This window comes from Rathayibacter sp. SW19 (genome assembly GCF_030866825.1).
Classification (GTDB): domain Bacteria; phylum Actinomycetota; class Actinomycetes; order Actinomycetales; family Microbacteriaceae; genus Rathayibacter_A; species Rathayibacter_A soli.
On sequence record NZ_CP133020.1, the window covers coordinates 3,621,605 to 3,648,134 of the forward strand.

The following is a 26,530-nucleotide window of genomic DNA, read 5'->3' on the forward strand; positions in this document are numbered from 1 at the left end:
GCATTACGCGGTCTGGATCACGCCGCCTGCATCACGCCATCCGAGTCACGCCGTCTGGATCGCGCCGTTTTGGTCACGTCGTGTGGGTTATCCGGTTCGGGGTTGTTGTCGCCAGGTGGCGCGGCTGCGCATTCGGAGTGGTTTGCGTTCGGGGTCGTATTCCGGTGGTGGGATCATCCAGTAGGTGGTGCCCTCGCGTATGATTTTCCAGCCCTGGTTGTGGATGAGCATGTGGCTGAAACGGCAGAGTAATACTCCGTCGGCGATGTCGGTTTTTCCGTGGTCGGCGTGCCACTGGTCGATGTGGTGGGCTTCTAGATGTCGGGAGGTTCCACCGCAGAGCGGATCCATGCATCCGCCATCGCGATACCACAACGCGATCTTCTGTCTGGCGGTGAACAAGCGTTGCTCCCGCCCGACATCCAACGGGCCGCCGTGTTCATCGACAATGATCTGACGGCTGCCCGCGTCGCAGATGATGCGTTCCAGCAGTGCTGGTGGGACCGCTTCACCGGTCTCGAGCAGGAACCCGGTTCCTGTCAGGTTGCCGTTCTCGTCTGTGGTGTGGAGTGCTTCCTGGGTGGTGATCACGCGCAGGCCGGGCTGCAGGGTGCCGAACGCGATCGTCGGGTCGGCAAGTGTGCCTGCCCGCAACGTGTCCATCAGCAGGTCGAAGACGATCTGATCGTCGGTGCGCGGGTCCTCGACCAGTTGTTGCGCCTTGGCTGCCTCGTCTTTGTCGACGAAGCGTGGCCCACCACGTCGCGGCCGCATCCTCGCGGCAACAACCGAGTCGACCCATGCCGCCGATTCGTCATCGAACTCGATCCATGCCGTGCGCGCGCCCCGCGAATTGCGGTGAAAGGTGCACTTGCGTGCCTCATACCGTTCCTGCGCCCGCATGCTCACCCCGACCGGATCAATCCGGTCGCGCGCCCAACGCGCCTTCTTGAGTAGGTCGTCAGCGTTGTCTCCTGCCGCCTCGGCGATCACGTCTTCGGCGGCCTGACGCAGCATCTCCCCGTCGCACCGCTTGTTCGGCGTGCCGAGTCCTTTCAGAATGGCACAGGCGCCCTCCGACGTCAGACGACCCTCGGCGACCGCGCGGGTGATCGGCTCCGACCACGGCAGCACGACAGGCACAGTCTCCACGACCCCGGCCACCGGATCGTCAGGGTTCGCATCGTCCGTGTTCGCATCGCCGGAGTTCGGATCGGCGGTGTTCGGTTCGGCGAGCCGGCTCGCGTCATCGACCTCACCCATCGCGGTTCCCAGGCGCACCTGACGCCACGCCTCACCCTTGGTCGAGCCGGTGATCGACTGCACCAGTTCCGCGGCCGAGCGATGCCCGCTGCGCGCGGCCAAACCCTGATACCCGAGTTGACGATCAGAACGTTTGGCAACCACCCCCGCAGCAGCGGCGATCAGCGCATCAGTCCCGGAACGAAGAGCCGCCGAATCGGTGAGAAACCTCCGCAAATCGGCATCGTCAAACCGGGACAGCACCTCCGACGAGGAGACCGCACCGCCCAGGTCCGCTTCACGCGCAGCAAGCGAACCCGCCACCGCGTCAGCGGCTTCACGAATCTGCTGTGATACCAACGTCATACGGATAGTTTACCACATTTGTCGTAGTTATGTTCGAATGTGTATAGACGCTTGTACGCACCATGCTCGTATTAACGTCTGCCCTGGACGCGGTCCGGAACCCGCCGCCCAACCTAATAGTTCTCTGCGGAAGTGCGCCAACGCAGCCGACCGATCAACTCCGCGGAGCCGACCTTCAACAGCACTCGCCGGGACGCGACGTTGTCCACCTCAGCGTCTGCCTGCACCATCAAAGCGCCGCGGCGACCGGTGAACGCACCCAACACACGAAGCGCCTCAGCCGCGCAGCCGCGCCCACGCTCAGCCCCGACGACGAACCCATCCCCAAGCTCGACGCAACCAACGGCATCCGGTTGCTGCGAAAAGTTCGACGATCACGGTTCTCGCGCTGCGCACGACGGGCGACTCCGCTTGCCCGGTCGTCCCGGCTCGATGCGGCGTTGAAACAGTCGGCCCCGGTTGCCTTCGAGCCGGCACCAGAACTATTCGCGCAGGACACACCGATGAACTGCACCTGCGCTGGTTCTCTGACCCCGACCCTGACGTCACAAGCGCCGGCAGCGGCCTGCCAGGATTTGCGATAGTCTTGACATTATGCAGGTAAATACCTGCATAATGGGTTGATGGATGCGGACACGGTATTCAAGGCACTCGCCGATCCGAGTCGGCGCAGGCTTCTCGACATGTTGCACGAGCGGTCAGGGCTCACCGTGACCGAACTCTGTGAAAGCCTCGAGATGCGGCGCCAATCCGCGAGCCAGCACCTCGAGTTACTTGAGGCGGCAAACCTTGTCACCTCAGTGCGCGATGGTCGGCGAAAACTGCACTATCTGAATCCCGTCCCCATCCGCCAGATCCAAACTCGCTGGATCTGGAAATTCGAGGAGCCGCGTCTGAGCGCGCTTGACTCCATCAAGAACCGAGCAGAGGAGATCGCGATGACCGAGACGACAGTAGGCAAGGTTCCGGCATATGTGTACACCATCTACATCCGGGCGATGCCGGATGATGTTTGGCGTGCGCTGACCGATCCAGAAGCCACCGCACAGTTCTGGGGCCACTCCCAGGTCTCGGATTGGGCGGTCGGCGGCACCGTCGAACATGTCCGCGTGGACGGCTCCGGCATCGTCGATGCGCGAGGGGTCATTCTCGAAGCCGACCGGCCGCGTCGTCTTTCGTTCAGCTTCGACGACCCGAAGCAGCTCGAGAACCCCACATTCGAGGCGAGCGTGGTCAGCTTCGATATCGAGCCTGGGGGCGAGATCGTCAAGCTCACCCTCAGCCACACCCAGTTGCGCACGGTGCAGGAGTTGGAGAACATCGGGCAGGGTTGGCCGGCCGTGCTCTCGAATCTCAAAACACTGCTCGAATCCGGCGAGGTGCTGCCGCAGGCGCCATGGGAATTCCATGCCGACGAACGGGCAATGCGGATGGCCGAGAACGGATAGCCGAACCGATCGTTCCGATCGCAAGGAACCAACATCGTTCCGGCGAATCGGGCACCCGCGGTGCGGCCGTCGACGCAGTAGCACGCGGTCTGATGTCGTGGCAGTCAAGTGAGGTGCTTCGTTCGGTCGTCGACAGGCCGGCGGTGCCTGAGGGTGGTGTCGACGAGACCAACCGACCCCGGCAACGTGTGCGGCCCCGAGTACGCTTGAACTGGAATCGAGGACGTTTTGGTACTGCCCGTGGTCGTGGAGGTGCCATGCGCGTCGTGATCGGCGAAGACGAGGTGCTGCTGCAGCACGGCCTGCAACTCGTGCTTCAAGAGGGAGGACTCGATGTCGTCGCCGTCACCGGTGACGCCGCGAGCCTCGACGATGCCGTGGAACAGCACAGGCCGGAGCTGGTCGTCACGGACATTCGGATGCCGCCCACGCACACAGACGAGGGACTCGTCTGTGCATTGCGAATTCGCCGCGACCATCCGGAGATTGCGGTAATGGTGCTCTCCCAGCACGTGCAGCGACGCTACGCGCGGGAGTTGCTGAACGGCCAGACCGGACGTGTCGGATACCTGCTGAAGCAGCGGATCGCGGACATCGACCGCTTCTTGGGCGACCTGCGCAGGGTCGCCAGTGGGGGCACCGTGCTCGACCCTGATGTGATCGCGATGCTGGTTGCTCGTGCGAAGCTTTCGGACGGGGCAATCGGATCGCTCACTCGGCGGCAGCAGGAAGTTTTGGCGTTGATGGCGGAAGGCGACAGCAATGTGAAGATCGCCGCGCAGCTGTTCATCACCGAGAAGGCTGTGGTGCAGCACACCTCGAGAATCTATGACGCGCTCAACCTACCGATCGACTCCGATGCACATCGCAGGGTGCTGGCGGTCGTGCGGTATCTCGCGGAGTCCTGAGCCGTCGTACTTCGCGATTCCAGGTGCAGACCTGCACACGGCGCCGAGTGCGGCTAGTGTGCGAACATGGCAACTGTCCTCGACTGGATCGCGCACTCCGGTGTCGTACAAGGTGTGATTATCGGCGCCACGCTGGCATTCTTGACGGCCGTCGTCGTCTTGAACAGCGTGGCCAGGTCGATCACGACAACCGTGAACGGCTGGCGGTCGATCCGACGATCGGGCCAGCCCGACAACGGAATCCTTGTGCGAGCCGCGTGTGCCAAAGCGCTTCCTGCCGTCAACGCGTTCGAAGAGGCCGCCTACTGGACGACCACGGTCGATGAGTCAGGGCAAACCTTGAACGGGAGGAATGAGTACGTTCTACAGTTTCCGGCTGGCCAGTTGCCGCCGAACGACGCCTTCTGGTCTCTCACGGTGACGGATTCAGTCGGGTACATGGTGAGCAATCCGATGGGTCGCTCGAGTTTCAACGACCGTTCGCAGCTCACGCGGAGCTCCGACGGGTCGATCGCCATCTACCTGCAGCGAAACGCTCCTGCCGGGCACGAAGAGAACTGGCTGCCGACTCCGGCCGGCACATTCAAGCTGATGCTGCGTGCCTATCTTCCAGGCCCAGCAGTTGTCGATGGCACGTATCGCGTGCCCCCGGTCGTCAAGGCTCAGCATCAAGGCGCAGCGGCATGAACCGGCTGATTCTGAAATACGGCTATCCCATCACGATCGTCATCCTGGCGATCTTTGCATGGGTCATCTACCAGCGGTTGGCGGGCGGCTGGAGCGCGATCATCCCGCTCGCCGTGGCGGCAGTGGTCGTCTGGGTGCTCGGCGCAGCAGTTTTCATCTACGTCTGGCCGCGCATCACGATCGGCGGCTTCAAGAGAGCGATCCTGCGTCGCGGTTTCAGCGGCGGACCGATCCCGGTCAACAGCCTGTATGCCGAGCCCAACATCTCCTCGGCATCGGCTTCGACCGGAAGCTTGATGGGAACGGGAACCGACGACGTGCTCTACCTCGCCGGCTGGCTCGATCTGCGCAAGGGACCGCAGGTCTTGCATGTGCCGGACATGGCGGGCAGGTATTACAGCTTGCAGTTCACCGATCCGTCGAGTAGCGCCAATTTCGCCTACGTCGGCAAACGGACGACGGGGACCAAGGCGGGCGACTTCATTCTCAGCGGGCCAGGCTGGACGGGAAGCGTCGGCAGTGATCTGACGCAGATTTCTTCGCCGCACAATTCCGTGCTTGTCATCGGCCGGGTGTTCGTCGCGGACGAAAGCGATCAGCCGACCGCGTACGCGCTCGCGAAAGAGATACGGCTCACGCCGCTGCGGCAGTAGCGGAGCACGTGGCCGGGCGCAGTTTCACGAAACACGGGGGCCAACGCACAGACGGCGCGCCGCAGCAGCGGACTCAACCGGCAAACCCCAGGAAGACCAGAACCAATCGCTCGAGGTCAACCAGCTGAGCCGGAGTGAGTTTGCCGACCCGAGTGCGAATGTTCGTTCGACGCACGGTCGTCAGCTTGTCGATCATTGCAAAGCTCGCCACGAGTCGTTCGTCCACTGGCTGCCCATCCGCTCGCGTTTTGCCTCTTGCGACGCGTAAAAAGCGCGTTGATAATGGTGGGCAATCTCGACGACATAGGTCGCCGCCACCGTGGAATGACAAAGGTGTGGTGATGCAGATGAGATCCCAACGACGCACAATCGTGTTGGCTGGATTGGCCGGCTTATCAGCCGTTCTGGCGGCGCTGGCAGCAATCTGGCCGCAATGGATCGAGGCGTTCGGTTTTGATCCAGATCACGGCAGCGGGGCTCTTGAGTGGGCCATCCCAATCGCGCTCGCCGTCGTCACCGCGTTTTTCGCTCTGGCCGCGCGGCACAGTTGGCGCAGGGTTCGTGCGCTCGGACAGCCCGGGTGAGCGGTGATAGCCCATGATTGTGAGCCTTTACGCTGATCCTGGCTATGCGGGAGCCAGTCTCGATCTCGATGTGGGTGAGCATCAGTTGTTCGCTGGTGCAGGCCTGGCAGACGCCGTCTCGTCGATCCGGGTCGCGACCGGCTTCGTGGCCGTGCTCTATGAAAATGCGGATGCAAGCGGCGGATTCGGTCGATCCGTCGACCTGCTCGAAGACTGCCCTGACCTGGGCGTCATGGGCCTCGGCGACCTGGTCTCGTACGTTTCAGTCTTCGCGTCTGCGCGAGACATCCAGTCGTTCAACCACGGCACGGGCGTCACCGATACGACCCACGTCGTGTGGGCGCGCGGGAGCCTCGCCAACGGGCAGTATGTGCCCGGTCACTGGGAAGCTCCTCGCGCAACGGGCACGCAGCCGGTCGGTCCGCCCGTCGTGTCACCGGGCCCACTGCCCCAGCTGCTCCAGATCTCCAAACTGGACGGGTCCTCGTTCGTGGACCCCGCATTCGACACCAGCGCGGCCGACTGGTCGTCGGCGCTGGTCGGCGGCACAACATTCGACGGATCGTCCGCTCACTCCATGGAGTGGGTTTCCGTGCTCAACCCGACGCTCGAGCAGGATGATGAGGTCGGTATCGCCGGCTTCGCCGTCACCCCGGAGATGTCCGGAGCGGACCTGCCGTTCACGCATCCGTTCGGGCCCGATTTCGAGTTCGCGATCGTACCGGACACCGAGTATGACGCTCTGCTTGCCGCGTCGAACCGTGACCCGGCGGGTCCGTATGCCGCGGGCTGGCCGGATGCTCGCCGCGCCGGCCTTCCTGCACCTCCCGGCATTCTCGGACTCGAGGTCGACGGCGCGCTCGTGCCGCCGACGTACCGGCCCGAGTCCGGGGATCGGATTGCGTTGTACGGCCGGTGGATCGTCGACGCAGGCCACTCCGACTTCCACACCGAAATCCATCCGCCTCTCGTGATGGCCCGCGCCCGTGCGGTCAACGACCAGGACTCGCCTGCCTATCCTGACGGCAACGCCACCACACTGCTGCAACTGTGGAGCCGCCCGTACCAAGCTGCGCAGCACTTCACCGACGGAAGTTCCACCGGGCTCGCGCTCGGCGACTATCTCCAGAACATCGCGGAAACGCTGGGCGACATCAAGGCATATCCTCCGGTGTTCGCGAAATCGTTCGACGGAATCCAGCTGATCGCGTTCACCGTGCGCCCTGCGGTGATTGCGACCGCGCCGGCGAGACGAATTCAGGACCGCGTACACCTCGAGTGCAGCTACAGCTTCACCGTGAACAATGCGTGCGGCGTGCAGGTGCAGCAATCTCCCGCCGATCCGAACGCCGTCGTCGTGATCCTCGCGCTGAACAGTGTGGGGCTTCCTGCGTTGCCTGAGCTGCCCAACACGCTCGACAAATACACGATCGACAGCCTGGTCGCGCAGATCCCGGGTGGCACGAGCGGCCTCACCTCGCTGCTGATCGATGTGGTCAAGGCCTGGCAGTCTCGCTTCGGACTCGGAGAAGCGGACATCTACGTGCGTCGCTACAACGGGCCGAACGACCCGAGCCCCGCGGCGCAAGTCGTGCCGTTCACCAACCTCGCAGACCTGCCACGCTCATCCGTGACGGTCGACAACGCCCAACCGTTCCCAGTGATCGGCTGGCTCAAACTGAAATGGGTCTACGAAAATCTCACCATCGGCAACATCGGCACGATCGCGACCGGCACTGTCCTCACCACGGCTGGAGGCCTGCAAGCCGGGGGCCTGCAAGCCGGGGGCCTGCATGCCGGGGGTCTTCAACCTGCGGGTCCGGTGTCGGCGCCCTCCGGCGCCGCTGCGCTGGGCAGGCCGCTTCGATTACCGACCCTTCCGGTCGTTCGCCCCTGAAGCGCGCGATCAGAGCACCAACTGCGGATGCCTGGCGCCCGCTTCCGCGAACGCCGCATCCGTTTCACGCAGCACCCGCAGCGTGTTGAGGCCTGCGATCGCCGCAACTTCAGTTGTGCCCCATCCGCGCCGCACGAGCTCCTGAAGCAGGGTGGGATAGCCGTCGACGCCCTCGAGTCCGAGCGGGAACTCATCCGTTCCATCGAAGTCTCCCCCGAGCCCGACGTGCTCGATACCGGCAACGGCGCGCGCGTGCTCGACGTGATCCGCTACGTCTGACACCGTGACGAGCGGCGCTGGAGAAGTGCGCGGGCCGGTGAACCACGCTGCATACTCCTCGCTGAGGAACTGCGGAACGAACGCCACCATGATTACGCCGCCGTTGTCGCGCAAGCGGCTCAGCACGTCGTCTGGCACGTTGCGAGGGTGATCGGACAGCGCCCGGCACGACGAGTGGCTGAAGATTACGGGCGCGTCCGTGACGTCCAACGCGGCATGCATGGTCGCAGGCGAAACGTGCGACAGATCCACGAGCATCCCGAGCCGGTTGATTTCGCGAATGTAGTCCGCGCCGCGCCCGGTCAGCCCACGGTGAGCCGGCGCATCCGTCGCCGAGTCTGCCCAACTGGTGTTGTGCAGGTGCGTCAGCGTGAGGTAGCGCACGCCAAGGCGCGCGAGCATCCGCAGCACAGCGGGCGAGTCGTTGATGCTGTGCGCGCCTTCTGCCCCGAGCAGCGACGCGATGCGTCCGGATGCGCGTGCCGCCTCGACCTCCGCAGCACTGGTCGCGATCGCGAACGTCTGCGGATACCGCGCGGCCAGCCGGTAGACCCAGTCGATTTGTTCAAGCGTGCCCTGGATCGCAGCAGCCCCCGTGAGGGCATCGTCGACGTAGACAGACCAGAACTGCGCGCCCACGCGCCCCGCATGCAACCGTTCTATGTCGGTGTCGGTGGCAAGACCGCCTTCCAGTCCCTCGACCGAGTAGCCGCGCCGCAGGCGGCATTCCCACGCCCAGTCGTTGTGTCCGTCGATGATCGGCGAGAGCTCGAGCGCGCGGGCGATGGTGGCTTCTGGGTTCTCGGACTCAGTCATACGACCACGCTACGGCGCTTCGCACGGTTGCGCTCGCGACTGGGCCCCGAACGCCGCAATAGGCGGCGCGCTACGCCAAGACTGAGCCGCCGGCGACATCCAGCACGGCTCCTGTGATCCAGGAGCTTTCGTCGCCGACCAGGTACAGCGCTGCCTGAGCAACGTCCTCCGGTGTTCCCAACCTGCGAATCGGATGCGACGCAGCCATCTTGCCTTGCACGTCGCCCGGGATGCGCAGCAGGTTGCTCTCGGTGAGAATGGTCTCAGGCGAGATCGTGTTCGCGCGCACCCCGAACGGGCCGGCTTGCAGCGCGACAGAGCGGGTCAGTGACTGAATGCCCGCTTTCGCGGCACCATAGGGCGCCGGCGACATTTCGGTCGGCCGCCGGGCCGCAGCCGATGACATCGTGACGATGCTTCCTCGGCCGCGCGCCTTCATGCCGGGCAGAAAGCACTTGATCGCCAGGAATGTCGCGGTCAGGTTGACGTCGATCGCCGCGCGCCAGTCACCTTCGCTGACGTCTTCGATCGGGCCGGGCAGGGTCGGGTTACCACCGGCGTTGGCCACGAGAATGTCGATCGGCCCGAACTCTTGCTCGATGCTCGCACGCATCCGTTCGATCGCCGCAAAATCGGTGAGTTCGGCGACGACGGCGATCGCACGGCCGCCAGCCGCCACGATTCGATCACGCACGCTGCGGGCAGCGGATGCGTCGCGACCGTGCACTGCAACCGCGGCGCCTTCCCGGGCGAAGCGGGATGCGATCGCCGCACCGATGCCGCGCGAGCTCCCGGTTACCAGCGCAACACGTCCGTTCAGCGCGAGACGGCTGGAGTTGGTCGGTGAAGGTGAAGTCGCTGAATCGTCCATGGCTCAAGCGTGCCGCGGGGCGAGGGTCGCGTCGACCTCCCGCGGGAGTATTTCGCACGCATCCGCGCGGGCTACGGACCGTATGCCGAGAGGAACCGGTTGCGGAAGGCGTCCATCCGCCAGACCGGTGCGGTCGCAGTGGGCAGCATGGTCGGTTGCCAGTTCCAAGAGGAAATGCGGCTGATGACGCCCGGGTCTTTCGAAATGATGCTGATCGGAACATTGTGGCTCGCGTCCAGTCCGCTGACAACTGTGGCAGGTTGGTGGTCTCCGAGCACGACGAGAACGAGGTTCGGATCGTCGTAAGTGGTCAAGAACGAGAAGAGCGTACTCATCGTGTATTGCACTGACTGGCCATAGAGCTGCTGCACGTGTTGCGGATTCTGCCAGACGACGCTCGGAGTGAGCCCCTGCGCCGGCTGTGGATCGAAAATCGAACCGTCCCCGACGGCCGTCCACGGAACCTGGTGTGGAAGTGGAGTCCACGGAGTGTGCGAGGACACGAAATCGATCTCCGCCATCAGCGGTTGGTGCGGTTCGGCGAGCTCGTGGTCCTGGAAATACGCCCAGGTGAACTGGTCGGGGATGCGTGCATAACTGAATTGCGGCCCGACGTATCCGACGTTCGTCGAATTGAGTTGTGTGTCGAACTGGTAGAACGAGGTGCCGATTCGCCACGGCTCGGTGTCGGAGGGCACATCGCTGATCGTGTGCCAACCTGCCTTCTTGAAAGCGGCGCTGAGCGTGAAACGGTTTCCTGCGGTGACCTGGTCGTATTTCTGTTGCGAGTCGATCCACAACCCGGTCTGCAGGGTGGAGTGGGCGAGCCAGCTGATCCCGCCGAAAGTGGGCGAAGTGAGGAATGCGCTCCGCTCGGAGTAGCCGTGTGCGGCCAGCGCGGCAGTGCCGTTGCGCAGCACCTGGTCGACTCCGGCCGAGAATGAGCTGTTCTGCACGGCCACTTGCCCGTAGCTTTCGATGAACGCGATGATGACGTCTTTTCCCTTCAAGCCCGTGAGCAAATCGGATGGCGGCACGCTGGCATATGCATCATTTCGACCGGCTTGATCGAACGCCTTTTGTTCAGCAGCTGTTGCAGACACTTGATGCGATTTGGCAATGGCGGCCGTGACGGTGCCCGAAGCTGCAATGGGTTCGCCGACCACAATTTGCGCGCCGACCAGGGCGAAAATGACCCACGCCGCGGTTATGGCGGAGGCGCCGATCAGCGTCGTCCTGCGATGCTGGCGGATGACACTATCCAGATGCAGCAGAGACCAGGTCAGAACGATGATCGCGGCAGGGACCGCCAGGCCGATCAGCACCAGCACTCCCTCGGCGGCAAGCGTTCCGGTCGAGTCGCGCAGAACACCGTAGGCAGCGACCACTTCTGGCCAGCCCGTCACCACATTGAACGGCTGGTCGACCGTCGTCGTGAAGCCGAAATCGAGGGCTGCGCTCGCGATCACGGCCGCAAGCACAACGGCGAAAAGAACGGCGACGATCCGACGGATGCCGGGCCACGGCAGCACGGCCAGCACGGCGAGGGCAACAACCGGTTCCAGCGGAACGCGCAGTAGTGCCAGCGCCGATCCTGAGGCAATGATTCCGGGCGCCAGGGCGGCAAGGAACAGCACAAGCGCAGAAATCACCGTCGCTGTGTTTGTTCGAACCGTGTTTGTTCGAACCGTGTTTGTTCGAAGCGTGTTTGTTCGAACCGGGCTTCTGCGCACGCCACGACTTCTGCGCACGCCACGACTTCTGCGCACTCCGCGACTCACGACATCCCCATCACGAGGGGGCGCAGAGCGGATGCCGGGCGATGCGCATCACCGGTGCCCTGCCGGAAGCGCGCGGAGAGTGCGTACCGCAGGAGCACGATGTCGCCGATTGTGCGAGTCTCGGCGAGCGCTGCGCGCCGGTCGCTGGTCCAGGGGAACGCGGCATCCCCGACGAAGCGGGGCGCGCTGCTGTCGCCGACGAAGAACGGCGCCATGGCCAATTGCAGTTCGTCGGCGAGATCGGCGGCCAGAAACTGAGTAAGGATCGTGCCGCCGCCTTCGACCATCAGCCGGTGCACGCCGCGATCGGACAAGTCAGAGATCAGCTCGCCCATGGTTATCTGCCCGCCGAGCCCGATGACGATGGCGGCCGTGCCCAATCGAGCCTGGATGCGTGTCACCTGTGCGCTCGGGCAGTACACCAGTTTTGTGGCATTGTCGTCGGCGAAAAACGCTGCGCGCGGATCGAGGTCACCGGACGCCGTCACCGTGACCTTCCATGGCGAGCACGTCAGGCCGGCGCTTTCGCGCCAACTGCGTCGACGGATGCTTCGCACCAGCAACCGAGGATTGTCGCGTCGCACCGTGTTGGCGCCCACCATGATGGCGTCGTTCTGCGCTCGCAGCTCATCGACCCTGTCGAAATCCGCATCATTGGACAGCATGAGACGCGGCGGTGCGGCCGTGTCGAGATAGCCGTCGAGCGAGATGGTGCTGCTGAGAGTGACGTACGGCGTAGTGATCACGATGAGTTCTCCTGACGACGAGGGAGATGAGGAGTGACAGCTTCAACCGACCGTTGTTCGTGCCGACGGACCGCGAAGACCACTGCCACGATCGCTCCGGGTGCGAGGGAAATCATGGCAAGCACGCCGTACAGCGTTGCCGCCGCGACGCCCGCGGATGCACCGAAGCCGGCCAGCGCGAAAGCCCAGCCGGCGATCCCCTCACGTGGCCCCCATCCGCCGACATTCAGCGGAATGGACCCGCCGAGCATGACGACGAATGCGAGGGTGAGCAACTGAAGGGGCGGGACGTGCTCTCCGATCGCAGAGGTCGCAATCGCAAACGTTGCGACATGACAGGCGACGACGACGACCGATGCGATTACGACCTCGCACGAGGTGCGGGCTGATCCGAGGCCCACCCGTAGTTCAGCGAGTTCGTGCCGGAACGCGACGCGAACGTGCGCGCTCAACACAATTGCAGCGAGCACGGCAACTGCGAGCGCAGTCGCGCCAACGGCGAGTGCCGTAACAACGTATCCGCCGAACGCCGCACCGAAACCAAGCAGAATCATCAGGGCGAGCGCCAGCTGCACCACTTGTCCCGCGGTGCGCTCGATGGCCACGGCCCGGGATGCCTGGCCGATACGCTGGGCGCGCTGACCGTGGCTGACCGCTCGGTGCACGTCGCCGATGACGCCGCCCGGAAGCACGGTGTTGAGGAACTGCGACTGGTAGTACATCGCGATGGCGCTGGACCAGCCCACCTCGACTCCGAGCCTGCTCGCGATGAGCCGCCAACGCCACGACGCCGCCGCGGTAGCGATTGCAACGAGGACAACCGCTGCACTGATTGTCGGACCGTCAAGGCTACGCAGGCCGCGCAGGAACGGTTCGGCACCCACATGAATGACGACCGCGAGGAGCACGCCTCCGCCGACCACCAGACGCATCGAAAGACGGAACCACTTCGATCGCGCGAAGCCGAGTGCGCGCCCTCGCAGCGTCCCGGTAACAGGTGTCCCGGTCACAGGTGTCCCGGCCACAGGTGTCCCGGCCACGGCGGTCCGGGTCACAACCGTGCCGATCGCGGCGGTCCGGGTTCCAATCATGGCCATGCCAGCAGATCCAGGTGCTGGATGATCGCCGAGAGCTCGCCGCGATCCTGTTGGGCTTCGCGCAGCTCCAGGTAGCGCACGGCTTCGTCGTGAAGTTCCAGAGACTGTTCCACCGCAGCGCCAATCCAGCCGTCGAGCCATTCGCGCAGCAGACGAGGTTCGCCGTCGTCGAGCAGCCAGTTTGCAACGGTGGGGCGTACCTGCCAACCGGCCTCCAGGAAGGCGCCGCGGGCGACCGGCGCTGCGTAGCGACCGAGCGGTGTGCGACCATCCGTCATCCGTAGTTGGTGCGCATTGAATGCACGCTGGAAAGTGTCGTCGCGATCATCGAGAGGGTTCAGTTCGACGATTCCGGTCACGCTGAGCATCAGAAGGGCCGGGCAGCCGGACTCCACACACGCGTCGACGACGGCATGCGTCTCGCGCGATGTCAGCACATCGAGCAAGGCGGACGCAGTGACAAGCGAGGCTCCTTCCAGATCGACTGGACGCAGATCTGCCAGCTGCCCTACCTGTGCACGTACGGCGATCGGCTCGTTGTCGCGATCGACCGGGCGAGGTTCGTTGATCGCGCGCTCGGTCAGAGTTGCGCTCCAATCGTGAAGCACCCAGGTCTGCGGTCCGGGCAAGAACGGGGCAAGCCAACGCATCATCGAACCCGTGCCGCTGCCCAGGTCGTGTACGACGATCGGGCCGGCCGGCAGCATTGCAGCCGCGGCACGCGCAAGATCGCGTGAGCGCGCGCGGGCATCCTCGGGCTCGCGGAGCGAGAGCCACTCGTCGCTGACCTGGATGACGTCGCTCATGCGGGCACCTCCGATTCCAGCCGAGCAACCTCGTCGAGCGCTTGGGCGACGACCGCGACCGCAGTGCTCCACGACCTGCGCCCACCTCGCGCGTTCAGTGCCTCATCGTTCAGCGCCGCGCGCCGCGCAGGGCTCGTCAACCATTGGCGCAACACGACCTCGAGTGCCCACGGGTCTTCCGGCGGAACGACGATGCCGGCGGCGTTGCTCGATATCGCCTCTGGGATGCCGCCGACGTTGGTGGCCACGACGGGAATGCCCCGGGCGAGGGCTTCTGCGACGACCATGCCGTAGCTCTCGCTGCGGGAGGACACGACGACAAGATCGGCGCGACCGAACGCATCCGCGAGGCGCACTCCGGTGAGGGCGCCGGTAAACACCACTCGATCGGTGAGACCGGCGGACTCGACAAAGGAGGTCAGTTCCTCGAAGTATGCGGGTGCCGGGTGGTGGGACCCGACGAACGTGCAAGCCCAACCGTCGATGTCGGTCAGGTGCGCCAGGCTGCGCAGAAGCAAGTCCTGGCCTTTGTGCGGCGCGACTGCCCCGACACACAGCAGCCGACCGCCCGAGCTCGAGGCGGATCGAAGCGGAGCCGGGTCGGTTCCGGGCTGTGCCACGACGATCCGATGCGCCTGCGCCAGGTCGCGGGTGATGAGTTCGGAGCGCGTCCAGTTGCTGGTCGCGATCACCCGATGTGCGGTCTGCAGTGCTCGGCGTTCACGATCCTCGCGGATGTCCGTTCCCGGGTCTGCACAGCGTATTGCGTTCTCAGCGCCATCCGGCGTTTCCGGCAGCAGGCTCGCGACCATGTGCGCCAGCACGATGATTCGAAGTCGGTCCGAGTTCTCGACCAGCACATCGGGTTCGCGCACGGCGAGGAGTCCGTCGATCAGCACGAGTGCTTCGCCAGGCAACCCAGACAACGCCTGCGCCAGCTGCCGCTCATCGCCGACTGCCACCAGGACAAGCTGCACATCCCAACCGCTGTTCCGCAGTTCATCGCGAACGTGCTGGTCGTAGACGTTGCCTCCGCTGACCTGGTCGGGGTCGTCGATTCCGTCGGGAACCAGGAATGTCACAGACCCGTGCGAATGCTGGATCACAGTGCTATCAACCACGGTGTCCTGGATCACAGCGCCCTCGATCACAGTGCCCCCAATCACAGCGCCCCCAATCACAGCGCCCCCAATCACAGCGCCCCCAATCACAGCGCCCCCAATCACAGTGCCCTCGAATAGCTCGCCCATGCGAGATGAGATTCATGGAGTGCGACGGTGACCGAGTTCAGCGTCTGGCCACCGCCGAGCGTTCCGTCAGCGGCGCGTGCGGCAAGCCGATCGGCGATCACCTTGCACAGGAACTCCGTGGTGGTGTTGACCCCGCGAAATTCTGGTTCGTCGTCGAGGTTACGGTAGGTCAGTGAGGCGGTGATCTCGGCGAGCACGGCAGCGGCTCGTCCGATGTCGACAACGACGCCATCGTGGTCGAGTTCGTCCGCACCGAACGTAGCGTCAACGATGAACGTCGCCCCGTGCAGTCGCTGCGCGGGTCCAAAGCTCTCGCCGATGAAGCTGTGTGCGATCATCATATGGTCCCGCACGGTTACCGAGAATGGCATCGCTAGTCCTCCCAGTTGATCGTCTGACAGAGGCCGCTCGGCCCCTCAGCGAGCGACGCCATCACCTCGGGCAAGTCGCGCCAGGACGATTCGCTGCTGAGCAAGGCATCGAAGGCGGGATCCTGCAACAGTGTCAGTGCGAGCGCGAGCCGATCTTTCGTTGTGCGGGCTCCACGTCGATTGGGTGGCACCACACCGACCTGGCTCGAACGAATGGTGAGCCGACGCGAGTGGAAGTCGGCACCGAGCAGCAGGGTCGCCGGTCGGTCCCCGTACCAGCTCGCCTCGATCACCACGCCTTCGGTCACCACGCACTCCAACCCCAGCTGCAACCCGGCGTCCGACCCGCTCGTGTTGATCACGATGTCCCTGTCATGCGGTGCCCGTGCAGGGGTTGCGAACTTCACACCGAGTTGCCCAGCCACCACCTGCCGCGCCGGATTGGTGTCGACCAACGTGACATCCACCCCGGGGATGCCGAGGAGGAGACGCGCAACGCAGCATCCGATCATGCCGGCTCCGATCACCGAAACGCGGTCGCCGACCAGGGGGGCTGCATCCCACAGCACGTTGACCGCGGTCTCGACCGCGCCTGCAAGGACGGCGCGGCGCGGCGGTATCCCTTCAGGCACCGCGATGACATCCTCGGCGGGAACGACGAACGCCGACTGATGCGGAAAGAGGGTGAAAACGGTGCCGCCCAGCAGCTCTCGTGGCCCCTGTTCGACGACGCCGACGTTGAGATAGCCGTACTTCACCGGTCCGGGAAAGTCGCCCTCCTGGAAGGGCGCGCGCATCCGTTCGCGTTCGCTGTCCGGCACATGGCCTTTGAAGACTGAAGCTTCCGTCCCGCGACTCACCCCGGTGTAGAGGGTTCGCACCTGCACCTCTGAAGCTCCGACATCGGCCAACTGTTCGGGCCGCAGCACTCCATGGCCCGGCTCCTCTACCCAGAACGCTGTGGCCTCGAGCACATCAACTCCTTGTCATGAACCATTGTCACGCGGTTCGCGTGTTACTGGATGATGGATGGTAGCCGTATGAGAGACACGAGACAGGCATGAACAGAGTTCAACAGTCAGCGATCGGCTCAAGCGCCGCGGGGGCAGCGTGCGTTGCACTGCTCGCCGCACTGACGGCGCGCGCAGACACGATGCCGCTGTCGATCATCGGATGGCTCGCAGCCCTCGGCTATCTGCTGGTCTCCAACGCTCTCCTTCTACACGGCCTGCGGCGCCGGAATACACTCCGGTTCGGTTCGGCGAACATTGTCACAGCCGTACGGTCGACCTTGGTCGCTGCGATCGCCGGCATCGTCGTGTCGTCGTTCTTCAGCCACGTTTCGATTGCGCTGCTGATCAGCCTCGTTGTGCCCGCGCTTGCGCTGGATGCGGTCGACGGCTGGGTTGCCCGTCGCACAGGATCGGCGAGCGAGCTCGGTGCACGCTTTGACATGGAAGTCGACGCGTTCCTGCTGCTGATGCTCAGCGCCTTCGTCGCGCAGACCATGGGAGTCTGGGTGCTCGCGATCGGCCTGATGCGTTACGCGTTCGTGGCCGTCGGATGGTTTCTGCCGTGGTTTCGTCGCCAGCTCCCCGCACGCTATTGGCGCAAAGTGGTGACCGCAGTGCAGGGCATCGCGCTGGCTGTCGCCGCGACACGTCTGTTTCCGTTGATCGATACGGTCTTTGTCGGTATCGCACTCGGGCTGCTCGTCGAGTCGTTCGGTCGAGACGTGATCTGGCTGGTCGTCAGGCGAGGTGACCCTCGATCAGGCCGTCCGCGGCGTTCGGAGCGCGGCAGCCGAGGTGACGGCGAGTACGACGATGCCGATCGCCTCCACGATCACCGTTTCGGGTACGAGGGTGAAGCTCCACACTTCGGTGATGCCGAAGAGTCCGACGGTAAGCGCGAGCACAAGTGAAAGCAGACTCGCGATGATGAAGAGCAGACTCAAGACGGAGACGACTTGACGGAGTCTGCCGCGGAGGGTGAGCATCCCGATCGCGAGAACGACAGCCGCGATGACATTCAGAATGAAGAGTACCCCGAGCGTGCCGCCCACACCGTCGAAAACCAGGAACAGGTGGATTCCGGCGATCACGAAGAGCACGACCGCGCTGAGAATTCGCGTGACAGTGAGAAATCCTTGGCTGCGTTGAGCCATGTTCATACCCGCTTTCGATTCGAGCCTCCATCGGCGGAGGCATTCACGAGGGACACGAACGGGCTACGCAAAAGGTTCAATTGCGAGGTCGACCTCGCGTGGGTATGCTCTGCCGTGTGTTCGGCGCGTTCGGCTCGACGAATGCCGCCGTGGCACGTCCGTTCGCGCTTTCAATGAAAGGTCGCCATCGTGACGGATGACCAGTCTGAAATCAATCCCACAGTGCCGCCGAGTGGCACCGGATGCCGTGATTGCGAATCCAACGCGGGATGGTGGCTCCACCTTCGGCGGTGCGCCGCATGCGGGAATATCGGATGTTGCGACGACTCCCTCGCCAAGCACGCGACCGCACACGCACTGGCAACGGGGCACTTCGTCATCCAAAGCTTTGAGCCCGGCGAGGATTGGTTCTGGAACTACCAATCACAAGAATTCTTCGACGGTCCAACGCTGGCGTCCCCGACGCATCACCCTCTGAATCAAACCGCTCCCGGGCCGGCCGAACGGGTCCCCCACGATTGGATGGCCATTCTCCAGGATCAAGACTCCGCCCGCTGAGGGCCAGGCGAAGCGTCCGTCCGTTATGGAATGACGCTCCAGTGGGCGAGTTCGGCGGCCCCGGAATAGCTGCCGCGGAGAAAATCCAAGACCAGCTGGTCCGGCATTTCCGCACGGCGAACTGTCTCGTAGGGCAACAGGAACTCGCCGTACTGGTCGCTGTAGAACGCACCGTCGGGAACTTCGACAGCGGCGAAGCCATCGGGCACCGGATAGGCGTATGAGTAGAACGCTCCCTCTTCGCCGCCGCCGGGCCAGAAGCCGGCACTGCTGAGCTCGCGCGAATAGCCTTCTCGCATAACCCAGTCGGGGCAGTGCCATGCCCCACCCGGATGGGTTGGCGCGGGTCGACCAGAGAATCTGGTCACTGCGAGATCCATTGCACCCCAGAAGTAGTGCACGGGGCTGGCTTTGCCACGGAACTCGGCCCGAAACTGTTGCAATACGCGCTGCGCCTGAATCAATTGGAGCCAGAAGGCCGTCGCATGCGCCGGTTCGTACGTATGGTGAACAGTGTCTTCGGCGAACGGTATGGCCACCTCGACTTCATTGGGCGAGGCATAGATGTCAACGCTTATTCCGAGGCGAGCGAGCGCGCCCAGCGTTTGTGCGTAAAAGTCCGCGACGGAGAGGTTCCGGAGGGTGAATTCCTCGCGTCCTCCCCGGCTCGTTCGAATAACGAGCACGTGGTCGATGAAATCGAACTCGATGTCGAACAGTCCGTCGCCGGCAGGCACCGCGCCGGTCGACAGACCTCTCGCGCTCACCCGTAACGTCACATGCCACCAGTGGTTCAGCGGGGGCGAAGACACCATCTTGATCTTGCCGACGATCTGAGTCCACATGTGGACGGTGTCCCTGGTGTCCCGCCAGGATTCCACGGTCAGTTCGGGCCATGCGCTTACTGTCTCCATCTTCTTGCCCTTCGACGCAGTACGGCTAGTCTGCCCCGAACGGGGCCGTGGCGGGGAGGCAACTTTCCCCGCCACGTGCGTGCGCCGATCAGCTTGCGGCCGCAGCAGCGAGTGCCACGTGTTCACGTGCGCAGCACCCCCCGCTGGTCGAGTAACGCACCAGCGCAGCACCCCCCCGGCTGGTCGAGTAACGCACGAGCGCAGCGAGTACGTGTATCGAGACCCCCGACCCCACAGCAACGCCCGGTCGCAGCGAACACACCCCCGCTGGTCGAGTAACGCACGAGCGCAGCGAACACCCCCTTCGCTGGTCGAGTAACGCACGAGCGCAGCGAGTACGTGTATCGAGACCCCCGACCCCACAGCAACGCCCGGTCGGAGCGTGACGAACACGCTCCGCACGCGAGTGCTCCGGGTCAGTTCGTTCCGCTGCAGGTGACGGCTGCAAGACTTCCAGTACTGGTTTGCGATGCAACCGTTTTGCCATCGACGGTGATCGAGCAGGCGATGCTGCCGGTGTCGTCGATGCCATTGATCGCACTCAGAGTGAATGAGTGAAAGGAGAAGCTGCCCGAGGAGCCCTTCACTGTGAGGGTCTTGCTGAACGGCAGCGGCGTACTGCTCGATTGCTCAGAACCGAAGTTGCCGCCCGAGTAGGTGCTGTAGGTGACGTCGGCATCCTGTGCCGCACCAGTGATCGAGTACACGACGGTGTGCGTCGTCGCAGCTGCAGTGTGCTGGTCGCTGACCGCCTTGGAGATGCCGAAGAAGATGGCTGCGTAAAGAATCGTCATCATGATTGCCAGGATCAGGCCGATTGTCCCGATGGTCAATCCGGCAATCGCCGTTCCGCGCGGGCGGTGCTTCGCGATCAACCCGACAATTCCGAGTATGACGGCGATGACTCCCGCGCCGATCGCGAGATAGCTGACGAACGGCACGAAGGCGAAGACGAGCGCGAAGATGCCGACGATGAGGGCTGCGACACCGAAGCCGTTTCCGCTGCGCGGCGGCCGGGGCGGCAGCGGCTCGTTGAAGTCTTGGATCGGAGCGGATGGAAACTGAGTGTCTGACATGGAACTGTTCTCCCTAGTGACTGGTTAGTGATTGGATCGTGCTTCGTGGTTGAAACGTGCCTCGCTCAGAGCGACCGATGATGGCCGCGCTGTTGAATCAACGCCGTTGAATCAAGGAGATCAACGCGGCACGCTCAGTCGCCACGGCGATCCGGTCACAATGAGCCGACCGAAAGGATGGCTTCTCGCGCAGATGTCCCTCCATAAGGCGGTGGAGCAATGACGGTGGCGGCTTCTACCATCAAGACATGACCGTCGCTCCGCCGTCGCCCGCCAGTGGTTGGGCCGCGCCTGCGGTGCCGTTGCCTGCCGCGACCGGGCCTTCTGCTGCCCGTCGTGCCTGGGCTCGCACGGGCTCCATCACGCTCGCTGTCTTGTGTGCACTGCTGGCGATGTCTGTCGGAGGCAGCGACACAGGCACCGCGAGTACCTTCCCACCGGCGATTCAGGTGGTGATAAACATCGGGGTGTTCACCATGATCGGCGCCTCCGTGCTCCTGGTGTGGCGGCACCGGTTCCCTGTGCTGATCTCCGTCGTGGCGACGGCGCTCACCCTTGTGCTGCCGACAACCCCGCTGCCCGCGTTGATTGCGTTAGCCGCGCTCGCTGCGGCACGGCGCGGATGGTTGCTGTGGACGATGGTGGCAGCCACCTACTGCGCGACCGTGACGTCGTTCGCCTGGGATCTCACATCGCACCAGTCCTTCCTCGCCAGTTTCGTGAACTATCCCGCGGCGGGAAGCCCGGCACGGATGGCCCTGTTCTGGGTAACACCGCTCATCGCGGCTCTCGTCGTCGCACCGTTTGCCGCATTCGGGATCGCCCGCCGCATCCGGCGCGAGCGAGATGCGGCGCAACAGGGAAATGTGGCAGGGAGCCGAAACATCGCCGTGCTCCATCAGGAAGTGTCGCTCGAGCGGGAACGTCAGGAGCTCGCGCGCGAGTTGCACGACACGCTCGCCGCGCGGCTCAGTACTCAATCGCTACACGCGGGTGCTCTCGAGTTGACGGTGAGGCCGGACAATGTGCAGGCTGTCGCGGCGGCGCGCGTTGTACGTGAGTCTGCACAGACATCGCTCGATGATCTGCGGCACGTGGTCAACGCGTTACGCAATCCGTCCGCCGCATCCGTTGAAGAGGGCACCGGACTGAACAATCTGGGGGAGCTGGTCAATGCGTCTCTTCGGGAAGGCACGGACGTGCGAGCGCAGGTGCTGATCGGCGACCCGGCATCCTGCGACCCGGTGGTGGCGCACGCCTGTTATCGACTGGTGCAAGAGTCGATCTCGAACGTGCGTCGTCATGCGCCCGGGGCGACCCTGTACGTCGACGTGCGCGGCACACCGGAGACCGGACTCACCGTAAGCGCGGTCAATTGGCTTGTGTCCGGTGCTCCGTCGGCGGCGGCTGGCGGCGGGCACGGGCTCACCGGCATGAGCGAGCGCGTCGCGCTCGTCGGTGGCACGTTCCAGGCCGGCGTGACGCCGGAAAGGTCGTTCGCCGTCGTCGCGTGGCTGCCCTGGAAGCCGCAGTCGCTAAACTGACCTGCGTGACCGACCTCCGCAGCCCCATTCGGGTGCTCGTCGTTGACGATGATCGGATGGCGGCGGCTGGCATCACCGCAATTTTGGCTACATCGCCGGACATTGTTGTGATTGGGCAGTGCGCCGACGGTGACGAGGTGGTCGGAGCGGTCGAACAACTGAGACCGAACCTCGTGCTCTGTGATGTGCGGATGCCGCGGATGGGCGGGATCGCTGTCGCAAGGGCGCTGTCTGGGATGCCTGACAGCCCGAAACTCCTCATGATGACGGCGTTTGACGACGACGGCCGGGTGCTCGATGCGCTCACTGCTGGCGCGATGGGATTTCTTCTCAAGGACGAAGATCCGCGCCGGATCATCGATGCTGTTCTGAGCGTCTCGGCCGGGGATGCAGCATTTTCCCCCCGCGCGGCCCGGCAGGTGACGGAATGGGTGCGTCAGGCAAGTACTCCGGACACGCAGCGCGAGGCACTCGACAAGATGAGCATGCTCACCGACCGCGAGCGTCAGTTCGCGCTTGCGCTCGTCAGTGGCCCGACCGACGCGGAGCTCGCATCCCAGTTCTTTGTTGCCGAAACGACGGTGAAGTCCACGCTCGGGTCAATCAAGACCAAGTGGGGCTGCCGCAATCGCACGCAACTCGCCGTTGTCGTGGCGAAGTCCGGGCTGGCCTGACCGGGTGCCCGATTCGTGGGCCGCCGTCCGAATCACCTCGTCTGCATCACGAAGCTTGGATCGCTCCGTCTGCATCCTGCGGTCCGGATTACGTCGCCTGGATTACGTCGTCTGGATCATCCTGTCCGGGGTTGTTGTCGCCAGGTGGCGCGGCTGCGCATTCGGAGTGGTTTGCATTCTGGGTCGTATTCGGGTGGTGGGATCATCCAGTAGGTGGTGCCCTCGCGTATGATTTTCCAGCCCTGGTTGTGGATGAGCATGTGGCTGAAACGGCAGAGTAATACTCCGTCGGCGATGTCGGTTTTTCCGTGGTCGGCGTGCCACTGGTCGATGTGGTGGGCTTCTAGATGTCGGGAGGTTCCACCGCAGAGCGGATCCATGCATCCGCCGTCGCGATACCACAACGCGATCTTCTGTCTGGCGGTGAACAAGCGTTGCTCCCGCCCGACATCCAACGGGCCGCCGTGTTCATCGACAATGATCTGACGGCTGCCCGCGTCGCAGATGATGCGTTCCAGCAGTGCCGGTGGGACCGCTTCACCGGTCTCGAGCAGGAACCCGGTTCCTGTCAGGTTGCCGTTCTCGTCTGTGGTGTCGAGTGCTTCACGGGTGGTGATCACCCGCAGGCCGGGCTGCAGGGTGCCGAACGCGATCGTCGGGTCGGCAAGTGTGCCTGCCCGCAACGTGTCCATCAGCAGGTCGAAGACGATCTGATCGTCGGTGCGCGGGTCCTCGACCAGTTGTTGCGCCTTGGCTGCCTCGTCTTTGTCGACGAAGCGTGGCCCACCACGTCGCGGCCGCATCCTCGCGGCAACAACCGAGTCGACCCACGCCGCCGATTCGTCATCGAACTCGATCCACGCCGTGCGCGCGCCCCGCGAATTGCGGTGAAAGGTGCACTTGCGTGCCTCATACCGTTCCTGCGCCCGCATGCTCACCCCGACCGGATCAATCCGGTCGCGCGCCCAACGCGCCTTCTTGAGTAGGTCGTCAGCGTTGTCTCCTGCCGCCTCGGCGATCACGTCTTCGGCGGCCTGACGCAGCATCTCCCCGTCGCACCGCTTGTTCGGCGTGCCGAGTCCTTTCAGAATGGCACAGGCGCCCTCCGAGGTCAGACGACCCTCGGCGACCGCGCGGGTGATCGGCTCCGACCACGGCAGCACGACAGGCACAGTCTCCACGACCCCGGCCACCGGATCGTCAGGGTTCGCATCGTCCGTGTTCGCATCGCCGGAGTTCGGATCGGCGGTGTTCGGTTCGGCGAGCCGGCTCGCGTCATCGACCTCACCCATCGCGGTTCCCAGGCGCACCTGACGCCACGCCTCACCCTTGGTCGAGCCGGTGATCGACTGCACCAGTTCCGCGGCCGAGCGATGCCCGCTGCGCGCGGCCAAACCCTGATACCCGAGTTGACGATCAGAACGTTTGGCAACCACCCCCGCAGCAGCGGCGATCAGCGCATCAGTCCCGGAACGAAGAGCCGCCGAATCGGTGAGAAACCTCCGCAAATCGGCATCGTCAAACCGGGACAGCACCTCCGACGAGGAGACCGCACCGCCCAGGTCCGCTTCACGCGCAGCAAGCGAACCCGCCACCGCGTCAGCGGCTTCACGAATCTGCTGTGATACCAACGTCATACGGATAGTTTACCACATTTGTCGTAGTTATGTTCGAATGTGTATAGACGCTTGTACGCACCATGCTCGTATTAACGTCTGCCCTGGACGCGGTCCGGAACCCGCCGCCCAACCTAATAGTTCTCTGCGGAAGTGCGCCAACGCAGCCGACCGATCAACTCCGCGGAGCCGACCTTCAACAGCACTCGCCGGGACGCGACGTTGTCCACCTCAGCGTCTGCCTGCACCATCAAAGCGCCGCGGCGACCGGTGAACGCACCCAACACACGAAGCGCCTCAGCCGCGCAGCCGCGCCCACGCTCAGCCCCGACGACGAACCCATCCCCAAGCTCGACGCAACCAACGGCATCCGGTTGTCCGAAAATTCCGATTCCGCCGATCGCGAGCCCATTCGAGCGGAGTCGAATCTAGCAGAGCGTGGACACCGCCTGCGACCGCTGGGCCGGAGAATCAGACGCCAGCCCACGCTGCGGAACCAGCGCATCCGCCAGCGGCCACTGCGGATGCCACACCCCGGCATCGCGACCCGATCCATCGACGATTTGCTGTGCCATCGTTGGTGGGATCGCGCGAAGCTGCAGTCGCGCCGTCAACACGCTCTTGATCTGAGCATCCCACGTGAGTCGGGCCCGCGCCCGTGAGAGTGCGGCGGCCGGCCGCACGGCGCCCCAGCGCGACTGCTTAGCTGGCGATGTCGGTGGGCTCTGAGAGGCTGTCGATGACTATCACGAAAAGTGTGCCACGCTAATGCACTACGCGGAGAGTGCTCGCTGGAATCAGTGTTGCAGCCTCGGATGCGCGGCAGCCGCCGACGCGAGCGCCCCTGTGATGCTGTGTGAGCACCATCTCGTGCTCGCCGCAGAGTGGGCAAGTCGACAGTTCGGCGTGCAGGACGTGCTGCCGTCGCCGTGCCTGGCGTGCGGGTCTCGGACCGGCGCGCGGTATCCGTCTGGATGGGTATGCGCCGTCTGCGAGTGGGTGCACGGTGCCGTCCCTGACGAGGATTTCGCACGTCCGCGAGTAGACGTTGTCTACTACATCCGGTTCGACGATCGGATGAAGATCGGCACGACCGGCAACCTGAGGCAGCGGATGCGCACGCTGTGGCATGACGAGGTCATGGCGCTTGAGCGCGGCGGTCGGTCTCGGGAGCGCGCTAGGCATGAGCAATTTGCGTCGTCGCGGATCGGCGGGGAATGGTTCGAAATCTCGCCGGCGTTGGCGGCACACGTCGATCAGCTCCGCGCCGGGGTCGATGATCCGTGGGCGCTTTACGCGCGATGGGTCAGCGAAGCGATCGCACTTTGCTCATAATCACATCAGGTAAGCATCGACGAATAGTGGGCCACGGATCGCGCGTAACTGATCAAGAAGCAACGCATACGTGGGCCGGCTGAGGCCGGCGGCAATGACATCGTACGGGCCGAGCGCCGGGAGTTTTCCGGTGCGGATTCTGATCACCTCCCACCCCGTTGCCCGGATGACGCGGTCTTTGCGCTCGTCGACCTTCTGCCGGCGGCCGACGTGCTCGAGACCGTGCCGGCCTGTGCTGTCGTACTCGATGGCGATCCGCAACTCGGGTAAGAGCACGTCGGGCCATACCTCGAGATGGTCGAAGAACGGCCGCCCGAGCCGGATCGCGTTCATGCCGTGGGTCACCGCCAGCCGGTCACGCAGCCAGGTGCGCAACTCGCCCTCGATGGCTGAAGCAGGTTTGGGCGCGCACACGCTGACGAATGCTGTGGCAACGGGCAGATCCGGCGTCTTGCCGCACAGCGGCCGCGACTGCGCTGGCGAGCGTCTCGCAGCGGATGGCGTGGGCCGGCCTGTAGCAAGGCGGCGGCATTCTGGACACCAGCTCGAGCGTCGGCGTTCCTTGCCTGGGCGATTGCGTTGTTCGGCGGGCGTTGCCACGAAGATGTGGCCGGCATCGCACTGCCATCGCAGAAGGACCTCTGCGGCCGGCGGAATCTGGGTGAGCGTGATGCCGTGGTTGAGATCTGGGTGATACTGGCGGATCAGAACGGGGAACGGCGCCCAGACAGCCCGGTACGTGCCGACCGGATACGGCACCTCACGATCGTGAGTGAACTGTCGGCGCGCCCACCACTGCTGCACTGGCTCGGCCATGCTGGCCATCGTAGGCGCAGCCAGTGAC

The 26,530-nt window shown here is 64.2% G+C and carries 28 protein-coding genes and 1 pseudogene; 11 read left to right on the plus strand and 18 right to left on the minus strand.

Annotation, left to right across the window (positions count from 1 at the left end; translation table 11 throughout):
* Positions 1-87 precede the first annotated feature (87 nt).
* Both QU604_RS16930 and QU604_RS22115 read right to left on the minus strand, forming a co-directional pair.
* Positions 88-1,608 (minus strand): DUF222 domain-containing protein, encoded by a 1,521-nt coding sequence (locus tag QU604_RS16930; RefSeq protein ID WP_308465784.1) that lies wholly within the window; start codon positions 1,606-1,608, stop codon positions 88-90.
* A 113-nt stretch (positions 1,609-1,721) separates the two neighbouring features.
* Positions 1,722-1,955, minus strand: a pseudogene (locus QU604_RS22115) (hypothetical protein); the annotation flags it as partial.
* 276 nt (positions 1,956-2,231) lie between these two features.
* Between QU604_RS22115 and QU604_RS16940 the strand changes: the two are divergent.
* The 4 genes from QU604_RS16940 to QU604_RS16955 all read left to right on the plus strand — a co-directional run bounded on the left by QU604_RS16940 (position 2,232) and on the right by QU604_RS16955 (position 5,304).
* Positions 2,232-3,056: an ArsR/SmtB family transcription factor gene (locus QU604_RS16940; RefSeq protein ID WP_308465786.1), complete on the plus strand. Its 825-nt coding sequence runs from the start codon at positions 2,232-2,234 to the stop codon at positions 3,054-3,056.
* 257 nt (positions 3,057-3,313) lie between these two features.
* Positions 3,314-3,964 carry a response regulator gene (locus QU604_RS16945; protein WP_308465787.1) on the plus strand — a complete coding sequence of 217 codons (651 nt, stop codon included), beginning with the start codon at positions 3,314-3,316 and terminating at the stop codon, positions 3,962-3,964.
* Between the two features lie 66 nt (positions 3,965-4,030).
* On the plus strand, positions 4,031-4,651 hold the full coding sequence (locus QU604_RS16950; protein WP_308465788.1) for a DUF1214 domain-containing protein: 621 nt from the start codon (positions 4,031-4,033) through the stop codon (positions 4,649-4,651).
* Positions 4,648-5,304: a DUF1254 domain-containing protein gene (locus tag QU604_RS16955; RefSeq protein ID WP_308465789.1), complete on the plus strand. Its 657-nt coding sequence runs from the start codon at positions 4,648-4,650 to the stop codon at positions 5,302-5,304. Before QU604_RS16950 ends, QU604_RS16955 begins: the two co-directional genes overlap by 4 nt.
* A 73-nt stretch (positions 5,305-5,377) precedes the next feature.
* Here the strand turns inward: QU604_RS16955 and QU604_RS16960 are convergent, their stop codons facing one another.
* Complete coding sequence (locus QU604_RS16960; protein ID WP_308465790.1) at positions 5,378-5,515, minus strand: hypothetical protein; 138 nt, start codon at positions 5,513-5,515, stop codon at positions 5,378-5,380.
* Between the two features lie 136 nt (positions 5,516-5,651).
* On the opposite strand from QU604_RS16960, the gene QU604_RS16965 reads away from it, so the two are divergent.
* A complete protein-coding gene (locus QU604_RS16965) occupies positions 5,652-5,888 on the plus strand; it encodes a hypothetical protein (protein ID WP_308465791.1) in 237 nt (78 codons plus the stop codon).
* 19 nt (positions 5,889-5,907) lie between these two features.
* Complete coding sequence (locus QU604_RS16970) at positions 5,908-7,785, plus strand: hypothetical protein (RefSeq protein WP_308465792.1); 1,878 nt, start codon at positions 5,908-5,910, stop codon at positions 7,783-7,785.
* Positions 7,786-7,794: 9 nt separating this feature from the next.
* Here QU604_RS16970 and QU604_RS16975 read toward each other — a convergent pair whose 3' ends face one another.
* The 9 genes from QU604_RS16975 to QU604_RS17015 all read right to left on the minus strand — a co-directional run bounded on the left by QU604_RS16975 (position 7,795) and on the right by QU604_RS17015 (position 16,776).
* Complete coding sequence (locus QU604_RS16975; protein ID WP_308465793.1) at positions 7,795-8,880, minus strand: dipeptidase; 1,086 nt, start codon at positions 8,878-8,880, stop codon at positions 7,795-7,797.
* A 70-nt stretch (positions 8,881-8,950) separates the two neighbouring features.
* Entirely contained in the window at positions 8,951-9,751 is an 801-nt protein-coding gene (locus QU604_RS16980; RefSeq protein ID WP_308465794.1) for an SDR family NAD(P)-dependent oxidoreductase, read from the minus strand.
* A gap of 71 nt (positions 9,752-9,822) precedes the next feature.
* A complete protein-coding gene (locus QU604_RS16985) occupies positions 9,823-11,403 on the minus strand; it encodes an LTA synthase family protein (protein ID WP_308465795.1) in 1,581 nt (526 codons plus the stop codon).
* Between the two features lie 125 nt (positions 11,404-11,528).
* Entirely contained in the window at positions 11,529-12,278 is a 750-nt protein-coding gene (locus QU604_RS16990) for a RibD family protein (protein WP_308465796.1), read from the minus strand.
* The gene (locus QU604_RS16995) at positions 12,275-13,210 is read right to left on the minus strand and encodes a lysylphosphatidylglycerol synthase transmembrane domain-containing protein (protein WP_308465797.1); all 936 of its coding nucleotides are present in this window, start codon (positions 13,208-13,210) and stop codon (positions 12,275-12,277) included. The genes QU604_RS16990 and QU604_RS16995 overlap by 4 nt, the downstream gene beginning before the upstream one ends.
* 155 nt (positions 13,211-13,365) lie before the next feature.
* Positions 13,366-14,181 carry an SAM-dependent methyltransferase gene (locus tag QU604_RS17000; RefSeq protein ID WP_308465798.1) on the minus strand — a complete coding sequence of 272 codons (816 nt, stop codon included), beginning with the start codon at positions 14,179-14,181 and terminating at the stop codon, positions 13,366-13,368.
* The gene (locus tag QU604_RS17005; protein ID WP_308465799.1) at positions 14,178-15,347 is read right to left on the minus strand and encodes a glycosyltransferase family 4 protein; all 1,170 of its coding nucleotides are present in this window, start codon (positions 15,345-15,347) and stop codon (positions 14,178-14,180) included. The genes QU604_RS17000 and QU604_RS17005 overlap by 4 nt, the downstream gene beginning before the upstream one ends.
* A 56-nt stretch (positions 15,348-15,403) precedes the next feature.
* Positions 15,404-15,802 carry a 6-pyruvoyl trahydropterin synthase family protein gene (locus tag QU604_RS17010; protein ID WP_308465800.1) on the minus strand — a complete coding sequence of 133 codons (399 nt, stop codon included), beginning with the start codon at positions 15,800-15,802 and terminating at the stop codon, positions 15,404-15,406.
* 2 nt (positions 15,803-15,804) lie between these two features.
* A complete protein-coding gene (locus QU604_RS17015; RefSeq protein WP_308465801.1) occupies positions 15,805-16,776 on the minus strand; it encodes a zinc-dependent alcohol dehydrogenase in 972 nt (323 codons plus the stop codon).
* 86 nt (positions 16,777-16,862) lie between these two features.
* Between QU604_RS17015 and QU604_RS17020 the strand changes: the two genes are divergently transcribed.
* Both QU604_RS17020 and QU604_RS17025 read left to right on the plus strand, forming a co-directional pair.
* The gene (locus tag QU604_RS17020) at positions 16,863-17,726 is read left to right on the plus strand and encodes a CDP-alcohol phosphatidyltransferase family protein (protein WP_308465802.1); all 864 of its coding nucleotides are present in this window, start codon (positions 16,863-16,865) and stop codon (positions 17,724-17,726) included.
* Between the two features lie 465 nt (positions 17,727-18,191).
* Entirely contained in the window at positions 18,192-18,527 is a 336-nt protein-coding gene (locus QU604_RS17025; protein ID WP_308468956.1) for a UBP-type zinc finger domain-containing protein, read from the plus strand.
* Between the two features lie 23 nt (positions 18,528-18,550).
* On the opposite strand, the gene QU604_RS17030 is transcribed toward QU604_RS17025, so the two are convergent.
* Both QU604_RS17030 and QU604_RS17035 read right to left on the minus strand, forming a co-directional pair.
* Entirely contained in the window at positions 18,551-19,441 is an 891-nt protein-coding gene (locus QU604_RS17030; RefSeq protein WP_308465803.1) for a DUF5996 family protein, read from the minus strand.
* Between the two features lie 416 nt (positions 19,442-19,857).
* Positions 19,858-20,517 carry a DUF308 domain-containing protein gene (locus QU604_RS17035; protein WP_308465804.1) on the minus strand — a complete coding sequence of 220 codons (660 nt, stop codon included), beginning with the start codon at positions 20,515-20,517 and terminating at the stop codon, positions 19,858-19,860.
* Positions 20,518-20,765: 248 nt separating this feature from the next.
* On the opposite strand from QU604_RS17035, the gene QU604_RS17040 reads away from it, so the two are divergent.
* Both QU604_RS17040 and QU604_RS17045 read left to right on the plus strand, forming a co-directional pair.
* Positions 20,766-22,061: a sensor histidine kinase gene (locus QU604_RS17040; protein ID WP_308465805.1), complete on the plus strand. Its 1,296-nt coding sequence runs from the start codon at positions 20,766-20,768 to the stop codon at positions 22,059-22,061.
* 5 nt (positions 22,062-22,066) lie between these two features.
* Positions 22,067-22,735, plus strand: coding sequence for a response regulator (locus tag QU604_RS17045; RefSeq protein ID WP_308465806.1), 669 nt, complete (start codon positions 22,067-22,069; stop codon positions 22,733-22,735).
* A 116-nt stretch (positions 22,736-22,851) separates the two neighbouring features.
* On the opposite strand, the gene QU604_RS17050 is transcribed toward QU604_RS17045, so the two are convergent.
* The 3 genes from QU604_RS17050 to QU604_RS17060 all read right to left on the minus strand — a co-directional run bounded on the left by QU604_RS17050 (position 22,852) and on the right by QU604_RS17060 (position 24,926).
* The gene (locus tag QU604_RS17050; RefSeq protein ID WP_308465807.1) at positions 22,852-24,372 is read right to left on the minus strand and encodes a DUF222 domain-containing protein; all 1,521 of its coding nucleotides are present in this window, start codon (positions 24,370-24,372) and stop codon (positions 22,852-22,854) included.
* Positions 24,373-24,485: 113 nt separating this feature from the next.
* Positions 24,486-24,779, minus strand: coding sequence for a GNAT family N-acetyltransferase (locus QU604_RS17055; RefSeq protein WP_308468957.1), 294 nt, complete (start codon positions 24,777-24,779; stop codon positions 24,486-24,488).
* Positions 24,780-24,926, minus strand: a complete 147-nt coding sequence (locus QU604_RS17060; RefSeq protein ID WP_308465808.1) for a hypothetical protein — start codon at positions 24,924-24,926, stop codon at positions 24,780-24,782.
* Between the two features lie 193 nt (positions 24,927-25,119).
* On the opposite strand from QU604_RS17060, the gene QU604_RS17065 reads away from it, so the two are divergent.
* Positions 25,120-25,686 carry a GIY-YIG nuclease family protein gene (locus QU604_RS17065; RefSeq protein ID WP_308465809.1) on the plus strand — a complete coding sequence of 189 codons (567 nt, stop codon included), beginning with the start codon at positions 25,120-25,122 and terminating at the stop codon, positions 25,684-25,686.
* Here QU604_RS17065 and QU604_RS17070 read toward each other — a convergent pair whose 3' ends face one another.
* On the minus strand, positions 25,687-26,502 hold the full coding sequence (locus QU604_RS17070) for a zinc-ribbon domain-containing protein (RefSeq protein WP_308465810.1): 816 nt from the start codon (positions 26,500-26,502) through the stop codon (positions 25,687-25,689).
* Between the last annotated feature and the right edge of the window lie 28 nt (positions 26,503-26,530).

What these genes read in the sequence shown, in the direction of transcription:
- QU604_RS17060 (WP_308465808.1), bottom strand. Translation starts at nt 24,926, where the DNA reads ATGGCACAGCAAATCGTCGATGGATCGGGTCGCGATGCCGGGGTGTGG.
- QU604_RS17030 (WP_308465803.1), bottom strand. Translation starts at nt 19,441, where the DNA reads ATGGAGACAGTAAGCGCATGGCCCGAACTGACCGTGGAATCCTGGCGG.
- QU604_RS17000 (WP_308465798.1), bottom strand. Translation starts at nt 14,181, where the DNA reads ATGAGCGACGTCATCCAGGTCAGCGACGAGTGGCTCTCGCTCCGCGAG.
- QU604_RS17010 (WP_308465800.1), bottom strand. Translation starts at nt 15,802, where the DNA reads ATGCCATTCTCGGTAACCGTGCGGGACCATATGATGATCGCACACAGC.
- QU604_RS16940 (WP_308465786.1), top strand. Translation starts at nt 2,232, where the DNA reads ATGGATGCGGACACGGTATTCAAGGCACTCGCCGATCCGAGTCGGCGC.
- QU604_RS17020 (WP_308465802.1), top strand. Translation starts at nt 16,863, where the DNA reads ATGAACAGAGTTCAACAGTCAGCGATCGGCTCAAGCGCCGCGGGGGCA.
- QU604_RS17040 (WP_308465805.1), top strand. Translation starts at nt 20,766, where the DNA reads ATGACCGTCGCTCCGCCGTCGCCCGCCAGTGGTTGGGCCGCGCCTGCG.
- QU604_RS16955 (WP_308465789.1), top strand. Translation starts at nt 4,648, where the DNA reads ATGAACCGGCTGATTCTGAAATACGGCTATCCCATCACGATCGTCATC.
- QU604_RS16995 (WP_308465797.1), bottom strand. Translation starts at nt 13,210, where the DNA reads ATGCGTCTGGTGGTCGGCGGAGGCGTGCTCCTCGCGGTCGTCATTCAT.
- QU604_RS16965 (WP_308465791.1), top strand. Translation starts at nt 5,652, where the DNA reads ATGAGATCCCAACGACGCACAATCGTGTTGGCTGGATTGGCCGGCTTA.
- QU604_RS17035 (WP_308465804.1), bottom strand. Translation starts at nt 20,517, where the DNA reads ATGTCAGACACTCAGTTTCCATCCGCTCCGATCCAAGACTTCAACGAG.
- QU604_RS16950 (WP_308465788.1), top strand. Translation starts at nt 4,031, where the DNA reads ATGGCAACTGTCCTCGACTGGATCGCGCACTCCGGTGTCGTACAAGGT.
- QU604_RS16975 (WP_308465793.1), bottom strand. Translation starts at nt 8,880, where the DNA reads ATGACTGAGTCCGAGAACCCAGAAGCCACCATCGCCCGCGCGCTCGAG.
- QU604_RS17050 (WP_308465807.1), bottom strand. Translation starts at nt 24,372, where the DNA reads ATGACGTTGGTATCACAGCAGATTCGTGAAGCCGCTGACGCGGTGGCG.
- QU604_RS16930 (WP_308465784.1), bottom strand. Translation starts at nt 1,608, where the DNA reads ATGACGTTGGTATCACAGCAGATTCGTGAAGCCGCTGACGCGGTGGCG.
- QU604_RS17070 (WP_308465810.1), bottom strand. Translation starts at nt 26,502, where the DNA reads ATGGCCGAGCCAGTGCAGCAGTGGTGGGCGCGCCGACAGTTCACTCAC.
- QU604_RS16980 (WP_308465794.1), bottom strand. Translation starts at nt 9,751, where the DNA reads ATGGACGATTCAGCGACTTCACCTTCACCGACCAACTCCAGCCGTCTC.
- QU604_RS17065 (WP_308465809.1), top strand. Translation starts at nt 25,120, where the DNA reads ATGCACTACGCGGAGAGTGCTCGCTGGAATCAGTGTTGCAGCCTCGGA.
- QU604_RS16945 (WP_308465787.1), top strand. Translation starts at nt 3,314, where the DNA reads ATGCGCGTCGTGATCGGCGAAGACGAGGTGCTGCTGCAGCACGGCCTG.